The organism is Polynucleobacter sp. MWH-Jannik1A5, from assembly GCF_018881795.1.
In the GTDB taxonomy this organism is placed as follows: Bacteria; Pseudomonadota; Gammaproteobacteria; order Burkholderiales; family Burkholderiaceae; genus Polynucleobacter.
In genome coordinates this window covers 283,275-297,083 of the sequence record NZ_JACVPQ010000001.1, presented here as the reverse complement: position 1 = coordinate 297,083, position 13,809 = coordinate 283,275, and the positions used below count along the sequence as shown (strand labels likewise).

The following is a 13,809-nucleotide window of genomic DNA, read 5'->3' as shown; positions in this document are numbered from 1 at the left end:
AAATTAACAATAAGCCATCATAAAGCATAAATATAGGCTTTAAATGCCTATTTAATGGTTTATTTACATAGATATTTTAAATAATTTGTATGCAAAATGGAAAATTAGTAAAAATTGTCATACACTAGTGCCAGAAATAACACCCATAAACATACCCATAAGTGAGACAAAGCATGTTGAAACTTGATAACCACGCATCAGGACGCCACTTTTTGCATATTCCTGGTCCAAGTCCTGTACCTCCGCGCGTGCTGCGCGCCATCAGCTATCAAACTATTGACCATCGCGGCCCTGAGTTTGGTGCATTTGGTCTCAAGGTGTTGGAAAACATCAAAAAGATTTTTAAAACTGAGCAGCCGGTCATTATTTATTCCGCTTCCGGAACTGGTTCTTGGGAGGGTGCTTTGGTAAACGTACTGAGTCCTGGCGACAAAGTGTTGTTCTACGAAACTGGTCAGTTTGCTAACTTGTGGCGCGCACTTGGCAAGCGCCTTGGTTTAGATGTTGAGGTAGTTGGTAAAGCAGGACAAGATAGCTGGCGTTGGGGTGTTGACGCTGCAGTAATCGAAGAGCGTTTGCGAAAAGATACTGGTCACGAGATCAAGGCCGTTTGTGTAGTGCATAACGAAACTTCTACTGGTGTCACTTCCAATATTTCAGCAGTACGTAAAGCGATCGATTCTTTAAAGCACCCAGCCTTGTTACTTGTAGACAGCGTATCTGGCTTGGGTTCGGCGGATTATGAGCATGACAAGTGGGGCGCTGACGTGACGATCTCTGGCTCACAAAAAGGCTTGATGTTGCCACCTGGCATTGGCTTTAACGCCTTGTCACCCCGTGCTATCGAAGTCAGTAAGACTAACAAAATGCATAAAGCATATTGGGCCTGGGATGAAATTCTCGAATCCAATAAAACAGGTTACTGGCCAACGACTCCGAGCACCAATTTGATGTACGGTTTGCATGAAGCGATGGACATGATGATGGCCGAAGGATTGGATACGATCTTTGCACGCCATCAACGTTTGGCAGCAGCTTGTCGTGAGGCAGTAAAGGCCTGGGGTTTAGAAATTCAGTGTCAAGACAAAGATTGCTATTCACCAGTGCTTACTTGTATCGCCACACCGGAGGGCATGGATGCGGATGTATTGCGTAAACATGCGCTGGAGAAATTCAATCTCTCCCTGGGCACTGGTTTGGGCAAGATCAAAGGCAAGGCATTCCGTATCGGCCATTTGGGTGATTGCAATGAATTGAGCTTGATGGCTGCATTAAGTGGTGTAGAGATGAGCTTGGGCTCTATGGGCTTTAAGCCCAAGGCCAGCGGCGTAGTTGCTGCCCAAGAATTTCTCAAATAGCCTTAAATAATCAATTAGTTGGGTGGAGACAGGGTGTAGCAAGGCTTCTAGACCGGAGTCGGGCTACACCCCTTATAATTCAGGTGCTGTGTATAGATAGCACTTTCATCATATAAAACATATTCGAGACAAAGAAAGATTAACCATGTTGGCTACTAAACCTTATTTAACTCAAGCTGATGTTCAAAAGATTTTGAATGCAGCCGATCAACACGCCGCTAAAAATAATTTAGCAGTGACGATTGCCGTTTGTGATGATGGCGGTCATATGTTGGGTTTAATTCGTCGTGATGGTTGCGCTCCTTTGTCTGCCTATATTGCTCAAGAAAAAGCACGTACTGCTGCAATGGGTAAACGTGAGACACGTGTATACGAAGAAATTATTAATAATGGTCGTCATGCCTTTTTATCTGCCCCCCATGTATCGGGCATGTTAGAAGGCGGCGTCAATATCGAGGTAAATGGGTTTACCATCGGCGCAGTCGGCGTTTCCGGCGTTAAATCTGCGGAAGATGCTGAGACCGCTAAGGCCGGCATTGCCGCCATCTTGTAAGTTACCTTGACAAATACTGCTACTGAAATAAATTCTTCTACAGGGGTTAGCGATAGCGCTACCCCTACCGATGTTAGTAACACCCCTCCAGCAACTATCACTTTTGCTGACTTTGGTTTAGACCCGAAAATTCAAAAAGCGGTCTCTGAGCAGGGCTACAACACTCCAACTCCCATTCAAGCGCAATCGATTCCGCATGTTTTGGCGGGAAGCGATTTAATGGGTGCTGCGCAAACTGGCACTGGTAAGACCGCTGCTTTTGTATTGCCGATTATTCAAAAGATTTTGCGCCATGCTAGTAATAGCGCGTCTCCGGCGCGTCATCCAATTCGCGCATTGGTTCTCACGCCCACGCGTGAGTTAGCAGTGCAGGTTGCTGAGAACGCAGCCAGTTATTCCAAACATACAGATTTACGCGCTGCAGTGGTTTATGGCGGCGTAGATATGAAAGAACAAGTTGCAATCTTACGCAATGGCGTAGAGATTTTGATTGCTACCCCTGGGCGCTTGCTCGACCACATTGGTTCTAAAGTGGCCAATCTCTCTCAAGTAGAAATATTGGTCTTAGACGAAGCCGATCGCATGCTCGATATGGGCTTCTTGCCAGACTTGCAGCGCATCATTGATTTGATTCCAGCGCAAAGACAAACATTGCTGTTCTCCGCTACTTTCTCACCAGAAATTAAAAAGCTGGCGCAAAGTTACTTGCGCACCCCGGTAACGGTTGAGGTCGCCCGTCAAAATGCTGCAGCTGATACGGTCAAGCAAGTGGTGCACATGGTTTCCTCTGCGGATAAGCAACGCGCAATTGTGAAGGTATTAGAGGCCCGCACTCGTGCTGGTTTATCACGTCAATGCATCATCTTTACCAATAGCCGTTTGGGTTGTGCAAAATTGTCACGCGCACTTGAGCGTGATGGTATTAAAGCGGGCGCGATTCATGGTGACAAGAGTCAGGGTGAGCGCACTTTAACTTTAGATGCGTTCAAGTCTGGCGCCATTGAAGCGCTGGTAGCCACCGATGTAGCAGCGCGCGGTTTAGATATTCCGGATATGCCTTGCGTTATTAATCATGAGTTGCCATACAACGCAGAAGACTTTATTCATCGCATCGGTCGTACTGGTCGTGCCGGTAGCAAGGGTGATGCGATTGCCTTAGTTGATGCTAGTGAGAAGCGCTTACTCGACGATATTGAAAAGTTGATGAAGCGTAAGCTGGATGTACAGCCTTTACCAGCAGGTGAGCCCTCACAAAGCCGCCCAGCGTCTGGTGGTTCTAGTAGCTATAACAGCGCACCCGCCAAAATGTCAGACCCTTTCTTCTACAAGCCATATGAGCCTTCTGCCGCACCAGCTTCTGCCACAGATGCTGCAAAGCCTGAAGAGAAAAAAGCAGGCATTACTCCTGCTAAGCCAGCTGTCGGTGCTTTGCTTGGCGGCTTTAAAAAGAAATAAAGAAACCAAAAATCAATTGCAAGAAGAAAAGCGAAGTGATTTAGCTTTTCCACACATGAGTGGCTGCCAGTAGCCACTCTGCAATAGTGACATTCTCGCCATCAGGCAAATTACGTAACCCCAAATGTTTGGCAGCCTTACGTAACTCGATGAGCGAGTGTTTTTCATCTTGAGTATTGATTTGTGTTGCCAATGTTTGCTTGCTCAGTTTTTCACCATGCTCATCGAGTACTAAAGGTAAGTGCAGATACTCTGGTCTTATGTATCCTAGCAAGTCCTGCAAGTAAATTTGTCTTGCAGTATTGCTTAATAAATCTTCGCCACGGACGATATGAGTAATGCCTTGCTCTGCATCATCGACGACAACAGCAAGTTGATAGGTAAACAGGCCATCGCTTCTCCGTAGAACAAAATCACCTACTGCAGTATTGAGATCTTGGCTTTGCTGGCCTAACCCTAAATCCTGAAATTGAATATGGCAATCCGCCGGAAGAGCGATACGCCAAGCCCTTTTTAAATCTTGAAGAGTGGGCTGAGGATTACGATTTAAATCGGCGATACCCAAAGTGGTAGGCCGGCAGGTGCCTGGATAGACCATTTCTTGGTTTCGAGGGGTTTCTATGCCAAGCCTGATCAGGGCATTGGCAATGGTTTGCCTGGAGCAGGTGCAGGCATATAGGCATCCTTGTCCATTTAAGCGCTCTAAGGCAGCTTGGTAGGCCTCTTGGCGCTGGGATTGATAGATGATCTCCTCATCCCAAGAAAGCCCGCAGGCGAGCAATTGGGACTGTATTTGCTGGGTTGCTTCGGGGATGCAGCGAGGGGTGTCTAAATCCTCGATTCTGAGTAGCCATTTGCCCCCATTTTTACGGGCATCTAGCCAGCTTCCAAGGGCTGTGGCTAGGGATCCGGCATGGAGTGGTCCGGTAGGGGATGGGGCAAATCGCCCGCGATAGCCGCCGGCTGGGGATGCAAGGTTTTTAGGTGTCGACACAGCTAAAATCATCTCATGGCTTCACCCCGTTTTGTTCATCTCCGCGTCCATTCCGAGTTTTCGATTACGGATGGAGTCGTTCGCATTGATGATGCGGTCGCAGCAGCTGTCAAAGACGAGATGGGTGCCCTAGCCATCACGGATTTAAGTAATTTATTTGGTTTGGTGCGTTTTTACACTGCTGCACGCTCGAGTGGTATCAAGCCGATTGCGGGTGCTGATGTTTGGATTAGTAATCCTCAGGATCCGGATCAGCCCTATCGTTTACTGTTATTAGTACAAAACCATTCTGGCTATCTCAATTTATGTGAGTTGCTCAGTAGAGCATCTCTCGATAATCAATCTCGCGGTCGCGCTGAAGTGGATTCAGCTTGGTTTAGTGAGCCTGCTGCTAAAGCGGAGGATAAAGCAGCAAAACGCACTTTGTCTTATGGATTGATTGCACTCTCAGGTGCGCGTATGGGTGAAGTTGGAACGGCATTGTTAGCTGGCCAAGAAGATCATGCCAAGATTGTTGCGCGGCGTTATGAAAAGCTATTCCCAAAGTCTTTCTATATTGAAGTTCAGCGCGGCGGCAATCCTCAGGATGAAAAACAACTGCAACTGGCATGTCATCTTGCTAGTGATTTGGATTTACCAGTAGTTGCAACCCATCCAGTGCAGTTCATGCAGAGAAGTGATTTCACGGCGCATGAGGCCCGTGTCTGTATTGCCGAAGGTGAATTGCTGGGCAATCCTCGCCGCACTAAAAAGTTTAATGAAGAGCAATACTTCCTCACCCAAGAGGAGATGGAAAAGCGTTTCGCTGACTTGCCAGCAGCCATAGCCAACTCGGTTGAAATCGCTAAGCGATGCAATCTCTCTTTAGTTTTAGGTCAGCCGCGCTTACCTGATTTTCCAATTCCGCCTGGAATTAGCTTGGAAGATTATTTATTGCAGCAATCTGAGATCGGTTTGAAGCGCCACATGGAGCGCAACTTCCCGGACGTAGAAGAGCGTGAAAAAGAAATGGCGCGTTATCACGAGCGTTTAGTGTTCGAGGTGAAGACCATTTCTCAAATGGGCTTCCCAGGCTACTTCTTAATCGTGGCCGACTTTATCAACTGGGCAAAAAATAATGGCGTACCGGTGGGTCCAGGTCGTGGATCTGGTGCGGGCTCTTTGGTGGCTTACTCACTCGGTATTACCGACTTAGATCCACTGCGTTACAACTTGCTCTTTGAGCGCTTCTTAAATCCAGAGCGGGTATCGATGCCCGACTTCGATATTGACTTCTGTCAGCACGGTCGTGACCGTGTGATCCAGTACGTAAAAGATAAATACGGTAAGGATGCAGTCAGTCAGATTGCGACTTTTGGAACGATGGCTGCCAGAGCGGCGATTCGTGACGTGGGTCGCGTACTAGAGCAGGGCTATAACTTTGTGGATGGCATTGCTAAGCTGGTGCCGAATAAGCCAGGTCAATATATGACTATTGAGATGGCAAAGAAGGAAGAGAAGCAATTAGCCGAACGCGAGAAGAATGAAGACGAGGTGCGTCAATTACTATCTTTGGCGCAGCAGTTAGAAGGTATGACTCGTAACGTCGGTATGCACGCGGGTGGTGTGTTGATTGCTCCTGGGCGTCTCACTGATTTTTGTCCGCTGTATACCCAAGAAAGTAAAGATCAAGACAGTAGCTCCGTCATTAGTCAGTTTGATAAAGATGACGTAGAAGCGATTGGCTTGGTGAAGTTTGACTTCTTGGGCTTAACCACCCTAACCATCTTGGCGGCTGCAGAGCGCTGGATTAAAACTTTACATGTTGATCGCAGAGATTGGAATATTGGGGAGATACCGCTCGATGATGAAAAAGCATTTGATGTTCTCAAGCGTGCTAATACTGTTGCAGTATTCCAGCTAGAAAGCCGCGGCATGCAAGGCATGCTTCGTGAAGCCAAGCCCGACCGCTTTGAAGACATCATTGCTTTGGTGGCCTTGTATCGCCCAGGTCCAATGGACTTGATCCCAGACTTTATTGAGCGTAAGCATGGCCGTCAAAAAGTAGAGTATCCCGATCCGCGTATTGAGCCTGTTTTGCGTGAAACCTACGGCATCATGGTTTACCAAGAGCAGGTGATGCAGATGGCACAGATGATTGGCGGCTACTCATTAGGCGGCGCTGACATGTTGCGTCGTGCGATGGGTAAGAAAAAGCCAGAAGAAATGGCACAGCATCGCAAGATCTTTAGCGATGGCGCAAAAGCCGGTGGTATCTCTGAAGGTAAGGCCAACGAGATCTATGACTTGATGGAGCGTTTTGCGGGCTATGGATTTAATAAGTCTCACGCTGCTGCATATGCACTTCTAGCTTATCAAACTGCTTGGCTTAAGGCGTATTACCCAGCCGAATTTATGGCGGCCAACTTATCGCTCGCTATGGATGACACCGATAAGGTAAAGATTCTGTATGACGATTGCTTGGCCAACAACATTCGGGTGTTCTCACCAGACATTAATACGGGTGTTTATGATTTCACGCCATTGCGTGCACCCGATGCACCCCCAGACTCCCCAATTAGTCATGTCCGTTATGGTCTCGGTGCTGTTCGCGGTACCGGCGAGGCTGCAATTGAGTCGATAGTTAACGCGCGAGAAACTGGCGGACCATTTAAGGATCTGTTTGATTTCTGTGCCCGTGTAGACCGCAGACAGGTGAATCGCCGTGCGATTGAAGCACTCATGCGTGCTGGTGCATTTGATAGCCTGTATCGTGACTCCGTGCCTGCCGGTGGTAATTTGTATGACATTCGATCTACCTTACTTGCTTCTTTAGCAAGAGCGATTGAAGCTGCCGAGCAAGCTGAGGCTTCGATTCACCAGGTGAGCTTATTTGAAGATGCTGGCGAAGAGAATCGCCATCTACCAGAGTTAGTGCGTGAGCCTGTTTGGTCTGAGAAGAAGCGCTTACAAGAAGAGAAGAATGCTTTAGGACTTTGTTTAACGGGTCATATGTTTGATGCCTATCGTGACGAGACCTCCCACTTCATTCGTCAACCTTTATCAAAAGTTGCCGAAGGTAAAGATCAGCTGATCGCTGGCATTATCACTTCAGCACGGATGTTGACTGGCCAGCGCGGCCGTATGATGATTGCGACAATTGATGATGGCACTGCAGCCCTGGAAGTCACTTTGTATAGCGAAGTGTATGAGCCTAATCGCTCATGGCTCAAGGAAGATGAGCTCTTGGTCGCTAAAGTGAATGTGACCCCAGATAAGTTCTCAGGCGGCATGCGGATTGTGTCTGAGGCGGTGATGGACATCACCGGTGCTCGAATGCGTTTTGCTCGTAACGTTCACGTATGTATTGATAACGCTATTGATATCAAGATGCTGCGTAGCCAAATCAATCCTTACTTGATGGCCAATCGTGTCAGAGATCCTAAGTTAGGAGCTACTGCTCCAGCTTTATCAGGCTCAAATGATGGCATGAAGGGCTTGATGTTGACTGCTGCGGTGACAACTAGCGGCGGCGCCTGTTTAATGCAGTTCCCAGAAGAGCTGCGCATCTATCCAGATGATGCTTGCTTACATAGTTTGAGCCAAATCTTGGCTTCCAAACAAAAAGACCCTGTGCAGGTTCAGTACCACTAAGCAAGTTTTTCGAGCTTGCCACTACTTTAGCTTGGCAAGATCCTCTGAATCGCTTCAATTACTTGTTTAGGCTCTAGTAGATCCAAACACTCGCTATAGCTATCTGCTTTATCAAGGCATCCTGCTTTGCGGCAAGGTACGCATTCACCTGGGCCTTGCAAAATGGTGACATAGCCCACGGTTTGTGAGCGAGCACGTAGTTGAAAAGGCTGCTCACCTACAAAACCATTAGGCCATGGGCCAAAGTTGGTTGGGGGTGTGGCACCAAAGAGGGCGATAGTAGGAGTATTACAAGCTGCTGCTAAATGCGTAATGGACGTATCTACTCCAATGTATACAGTAGCACTACGAATGAGCGTCCCCGCCTGTGGAATAGATAACTTGCCAGCAGCGTTAATCACCTTACTCTTTATATCTTCCGCCAATAAAGACATGATGTCGTGATTCAGTTGCACATCTTGCTTTGCGGGTGAAGCGCTTAGTACGATCTGAAAGCCTTGATTAACCAACCAGGTAATGAGCTCTTGCCAGTATGCGAGTGGCCAACGTTTATAAGCGGTCAGAGGTCCTGGATGTATGACGACATAGGGTTGCTTGAGTTCACTAGCGATGACGGGTGTTAAGGGTTCGCCTTCAGGAGGCGTCACCGAGATCTGTTTTGAGAATAAATCCGCTGGATTTTTAAAGAAGGCTTCTAGAAGGCGCAGCTTTTCTGTAATGACGTGTTGATTAAAGTAATCAATATCCACGGTGTGGATGCAGATGAACTTCTTCCAGGCATTTTGCTTCTCACTCTTGCTACGCTTGTGTTGATCTGCAGAATCTTTGCCTTGAGGATGACCACCGAGAACGCCAACTCTTCTAAAAGCTGACACTAAGCCATATAGGTAGGCTCGGTCGCTAGGTTGGGTTACAACAGCCAGGTCATAGCGCTGAAATAGGCGATTAAATAAAGAGAGGTATTCACCAAATCCTGGGCGATCAGAGGTCTCGATGATCTCAGCGATATCGGGATTACCATGCAGCATCTCTAGCTTGCCGCGATATCCCAAGAAGTGAAACTCCGCATCTGGCCAGAGCTCTCTTGCCTTGCTAATAAGGGGGGTTGTTACCAGCACGTCACCAATCTGCCGTGTGGCAATGAATAGCACTTTCTTAGGCTTGAGGGCAGAGTAATTCGTCATAGCAGTATGAGTATTTACAGTGCCTTTGCCATGATTTTTTCACGCACGCGCCGTGCGTTCTCAGCAGCATTGCTTTGATCATGAATTTTATGGAAAAGGTGCAGTACTTCAGTCGACCAGGAGCCCGATTTACGGGCGATGCCATGTTGCTGCAATCTAAAAACAAAATCGGCATCTTCATGGCCCCAACCAGTCATAGTTTCATCAAAGCCATTAATGGCTTTAGCATCTGATTTCCAGCAGGCCATATTGCAACCTTTGATACGGCGCCAAACAAATTTTTTGTAATTACGCCATGAGCCATTACCCAGCTTTATTTTGAGAGGCCAGTATTTATTAATGCCTCCAGTAATTCTTTTGCTGAATAGAGCTGTGCAGAAGGTGGAGAAGTTCCATTGAGGCCAGGTGAGCAACTCTTGAGTGAGATCTTCACTGAGTAGCACTCGGCTACCGGTGACGAGATATCCTTTTTGTGCCAATTCGCGATGCTGCGCTATAAAGTCAGGCTGAACAATGCAATCCCCATCCAGAAATACCAGGTAGTCACCATGGGCTGCATCAATCGCTTGATTGAGTATTTTGGTTTTCCGAAAACCAATATCTTCTTGCCATAAATGCGTGATGGCTATGGGAGATGAATGCTTAAACGATTCAATGACCTGTTTGGTGCTCTCAGTGGAGCCATCATCGGCAATAATGATCTCAAAGCCTATATCTGTTTGAGTTGCAAGTGATTCGAGACAAAGCTTAAGCGCTTGTGGCCAGTTGTAGGTGGCCAACAAAATCGAAATCATTTATTCGCTTCCTGGTTGAGGTGCCAGAGCTTGATATAGCGGTAGTAAGTGCCTTGACCATTAGATACGGCTAAAGCAAACCCTTGCGCGCCATCTAAAAAACCTACGCGAATAATATAGGTGCGAATAAATGCCCAAACACCATGAAGAACAGCTTTTAGAGGACTGCTAGTTTTACCCTTGGCAAATGCTTGCTCTGCCGATGCAGTCGAATAGCGATCAAGTTTTTGCAAAACTTGAGAGTAGTTCATAAAGCTGTAATGCAACATCGGGTTTTCTAGTTTGGCGACCTGCCCATTGGGAATGAGCCGTTCATGCACTAGGTCATTAGAAAAGCGGGCAGTCCCACGCTTAAAGAGACGGTCAACATAATCAGGGCTCCATCCGGAGTGGCGGATAAATCGACCGCAGTACCAAGACAATCTGGGAATGGCAAAGCAGTCCACATGAGCGCTATGGTGAATTGCCGTCTGGATTTCTGAGCGCAGGGCAGGAGTTAACCTTTCATCGGCGTCCAAAGAGAGCACCCAATCGCCTGTTGCAAGATCCAGAGCCCGGTTCTTTTGGGGGCCAAATCCAGGCCAGTCTGAAGGCTGGGAGATGGTTGCCCCATGGTTTTGGGCTATTTCTAGGGTGCAGTCAGCGCTATTGGTATCCACAATCACGATCTGCTGGGCAATCCCCTCCAGGGAGGCCAGACAGTCGGCCAGATTGGCCTCTTCATTGCGGGTGATGAGTATGACGGATAACGTGGGCATAATTCATTATATGAATGCTCAAGACCGTACCTCCTTAAATCGCTTAATTACGTACCTAAAGCCCCATATTGGCTTGATTATTGGGTCCCTTTTGGCTATGGCTGTAGTGGCTGCTGCCGAGACCTCCATTCCAGCCCTGATGAAGCCTTTATTGGATCGCGGTTTTACTGGACAGCTCAATAGCAAGCTTTGGCAAGTGCCGGTTTTCTTGGTGGGCTTGGCTTTGGTACGCAGCTTGGCACAATTTCTGTCGAGTTATTTGCTAACTAAGGTGATTAACTCTGTGTTGCTGAAATTGCGTGAGCAAATGTTTCAAACGCTATTGCATGCTAGTACAACCTTTTTTCAAAAGAACTCTGCATCTACTTTAATTAATGGCGTGGTATTTGAGGTAAATAATGTACTTACCGTGATGGGCGGCATGTTAATCAGCTTGGTGCGAGATTCGCTAACCGTAGTTGGTTTGATGGGTTACTTAATCTATTTAAATTGGCAATTGACATTAGTTGTCTTGATTATTTTCCCGGTGATTGCATTCATCATGAGCAAAATTAATCGTCGACTAAGATCGCTTAATCGCGAACAACAAACACTTACCAGCGATCTTGCTTATATCGTTGAAGAGGCTGCAGCTGGTTACAAAATTGTTAAAGTGCATGGCGCCCAAGACTATGAGATGGGTCGATTCCAGCAAAAGGCAGAGCGTTTACGCCAATTTGCTCTGAAGTCTGCAGTGGCGGGTGGCTTGAATCAACCTATTACTCAGTTGATTGCCTCCATGGCCTTATCCGTAGTTCTCGTGATTGCCTTGATGCAATCAGCCACCGAAGGCACTACTGTTGGGGGTTTTGCAGCTTTCATTACCGCCATGATGTTGGTGATTTCCCCGCTGAAGCACTTGGCCGACATTAATCAACCCCTCCAACGCGGCCTCACTGCAGCAGAGATGATTTTTGGATTAATGGATCAACCTTTTGAAGAGGGTGAAGAGCGCAAGCAAAACATGAAGCCACTTGACAAGGCTAAAGGCGGCATTCGATTCGAGAATGTTGGGTTTGCATATGAGCAGGAGGGTGATCGTAAAGATGCCCTCAGCAATATCAATCTCACCATTAAGCCGGGTGAAGTCGTTGCTTTTGTGGGCCCGTCTGGTGGCGGTAAATCCACTCTCGTCAACTTATTGCCTCGATTCTATAAACCCACTAACGGACATATTTTCCTGGATGACATTCCAATGGAAGATATTGTGTTGGCTGATGTGCGTCGCCAAATCGCATTTGTGAGCCAGGACGTTATTCTCTTTAACGATACGATTGCTGCTAACGTCGCTTACGGCGCTAGCGATCAAGCTGGCATCGATCGCGGCCGTGTTATGGAAGCCTTAGAGGCTGCAAACTTAAGTGCGCTCATTAAAGAGTTGCCAGAAGGGATTGATTCCCTGATAGGCGATAACGGTAATCGCTTATCTGGCGGGCAACGCCAGCGTATGGCGATAGCGCGCGCAATCTATAAAAATGCCCCAATTTTGATTTTGGACGAAGCCACTTCAGCCCTGGATTCAGAGTCTGAGCGCCAAGTGCAGGATGCGCTTGATCGCCTAATGGCGGGTAGAACTACCTTGGTCATTGCTCACCGCTTGTCAACTATTGAACATGCTGATCGTATTGTGGTGTTGGAGCATGGCCAGATTGTAGAAAATGGTTCACACGAAGATTTGATTAAGCAAGATGGACTCTATGCCAACCTGCATCGCATCCAATTTTCTAACGCTTAATTAACGAGTAGGTTTAACTCAGAACAATATCGTATTGCTCTTGGCGGAAGCTACCTTCGGCCTGAAGAGTAATTGGCTTACCAATAAAGTCACCTAACTGCGCCAAGAATTGATTCTCTTCTTCCAGGAAGAGATCAATCACATCGGGCGCTGCTACGATTCTAAATTCTCTTGGGTTAAATTGACGGTGTTCTCGCACAATCTCGCGCAAAATCTCGTAACAAATAGTTTGAGCAGTTTTCACTTCACCCTTGCCAAGGCAGGTAGCACAGGGCTCGCAGGTGATATGGGCTAAGGATTCACGAGTGCGTTTACGAGTCATCTCCACTAAGCCTAGCGCAGAAAAGTCGCTGACTGAGGTGCGAGCATGATCACGTTCTAGATTTCGCTTGAGCTCATGCAATACAGACTCTTGATGATCTTTACCAACCATGTCGATGAAATCAATGATGATGATCCCGCCGAGGTTACGCAAGCGTAGCTGCCTTGCAATTGCTTGGGCTGCCTCCAAATTCGTTTTGAAAACAGTGTCATCCAGATTGCGCGCACCAACATAGCTGCCAGTGTTCACATCAATCGTTGTCATAGACTCGGTTTGGTCAATCATCAAATAGCCACCGGACTTGAGATCAACTCGACGACCGAGTGCCTTATTAATTTCAGCATCGACATCAAATAAATCAAAGAGTGCACGTTCACCACGATGCAATGTCAGCTTACCTAAAAGATTAGGCATGTAAGCATTAGTAAAAGCCTTCAACTTCTCGAAATTCTCAGCCGAATCAACTCGAATTTGCGTGGTTTCTTCTCCGGCCACATCGCGCAAGACGCGTTCAGCCAAGCTGAGGTCTTGATAGAGCAGGGTGGGCGCGGGATTATTTTTCATCGCCGCATGGATGTTGTCCCAGGTAGTGCGTAGGTAAAGCATGTCATGCTGCAGTTCAGTGTCTGAGGCATCCTGAGCGCTGGTGCGCACGATAATGCCACCTTTTTCATCGGATGCCATTAAGCTAGCGAGACGAGCCTTGATAGCTTCACGCTCTTCGGGTTGATCGATGCGTTGAGAGACGCCAATATATTTTTCGGTAGCAGCATCGCTGCCAGCAGGCGGTAGGTAAACCAAATTACGCCCAGCAATGCTGAGTTGAGTTGTAAGGCGCGCTCCTTTTGTACCTAAAGGATCTTTAAGAACTTGTACTAAAAGGGTTTGACCTTCAAACAATAATTTTTCAATTTGTGCCTGAGGATTATTCTGCGTGATATCAGCAACGTGCATAAAAGCAGTGCGCTCTAGTCCAATCTCGAT

10 protein-coding genes are annotated in these 13,809 nt (G+C 47.3%); 5 read left to right on the top strand and 5 right to left on the bottom strand.

From position 1 onward, the window contains the following. Positions 1–173: 173 nt before the first annotated feature. The 3 genes from ICN23_RS01360 to ICN23_RS01350 all read left to right on the top strand — a co-directional run bounded on the left by ICN23_RS01360 (position 174) and on the right by ICN23_RS01350 (position 3,366). On the top strand, positions 174–1,358 hold the full coding sequence (locus tag ICN23_RS01360) for an alanine--glyoxylate aminotransferase family protein (RefSeq protein WP_216230587.1): 1,185 nt from the start codon (positions 174–176) through the stop codon (positions 1,356–1,358). Positions 1,359–1,506: 148 nt separating this feature from the next. Next, positions 1,507–1,911: a heme-binding protein gene (locus tag ICN23_RS01355; RefSeq protein ID WP_216231871.1), complete on the top strand. Its 405-nt coding sequence runs from the start codon at positions 1,507–1,509 to the stop codon at positions 1,909–1,911. Between the two features lie 6 nt (positions 1,912–1,917). Then, positions 1,918–3,366: a DEAD/DEAH box helicase gene (locus ICN23_RS01350; RefSeq protein WP_216230586.1), complete on the top strand. Its 1,449-nt coding sequence runs from the start codon at positions 1,918–1,920 to the stop codon at positions 3,364–3,366. Between the two features lie 40 nt (positions 3,367–3,406). Here the strand turns inward: ICN23_RS01350 and gluQRS are convergent, their stop codons facing one another. Beyond that, the gene (gluQRS, locus tag ICN23_RS01345) at positions 3,407–4,372 is read right to left on the bottom strand and encodes a tRNA glutamyl-Q(34) synthetase GluQRS (protein ID WP_216230585.1); all 966 of its coding nucleotides are present in this window, start codon (positions 4,370–4,372) and stop codon (positions 3,407–3,409) included. A gap of 3 nt (positions 4,373–4,375) precedes the next feature. Here gluQRS and dnaE point away from each other — a divergent pair, with 3 nt between their 5' ends. Further along, on the top strand, positions 4,376–7,993 hold the full coding sequence (gene dnaE / locus ICN23_RS01340) for a DNA polymerase III subunit alpha (protein WP_216230584.1): 3,618 nt from the start codon (positions 4,376–4,378) through the stop codon (positions 7,991–7,993). 26 nt (positions 7,994–8,019) lie between these two features. Here the strand turns inward: dnaE and ICN23_RS01335 are convergent, their stop codons facing one another. The 3 genes from ICN23_RS01335 to ICN23_RS01325 are packed head-to-tail and all read right to left on the bottom strand — an operon-like array spanning position 8,020 to position 10,729. Next, positions 8,020–9,177, bottom strand: coding sequence for a glycosyltransferase family 9 protein (locus ICN23_RS01335; protein WP_216230583.1), 1,158 nt, complete (start codon positions 9,175–9,177; stop codon positions 8,020–8,022). 14 nt (positions 9,178–9,191) lie between these two features. Next, complete coding sequence (locus ICN23_RS01330) at positions 9,192–9,971, bottom strand: glycosyltransferase family 2 protein (protein ID WP_216230582.1); 780 nt, start codon at positions 9,969–9,971, stop codon at positions 9,192–9,194. Then, positions 9,968–10,729, bottom strand: coding sequence for a glycosyltransferase family 2 protein (locus tag ICN23_RS01325; protein ID WP_216230581.1), 762 nt, complete (start codon positions 10,727–10,729; stop codon positions 9,968–9,970). The genes ICN23_RS01330 and ICN23_RS01325 overlap by 4 nt, the downstream gene beginning before the upstream one ends. Before the next feature lie 10 nt (positions 10,730–10,739). Between ICN23_RS01325 and msbA the strand changes: the two genes are divergently transcribed. Continuing rightward, positions 10,740–12,503 (top strand): lipid A export permease/ATP-binding protein MsbA, encoded by a 1,764-nt coding sequence (gene msbA / locus ICN23_RS01320; protein ID WP_216230580.1) that lies wholly within the window; start codon positions 10,740–10,742, stop codon positions 12,501–12,503. 13 nt (positions 12,504–12,516) lie between these two features. On the opposite strand, the gene ICN23_RS01315 is transcribed toward msbA, so the two are convergent. After that, a partial coding sequence (locus tag ICN23_RS01315) for an Rne/Rng family ribonuclease (protein ID WP_216230579.1) occupies positions 12,517–13,809 on the bottom strand: 1,293 nt, incomplete at its 5' end.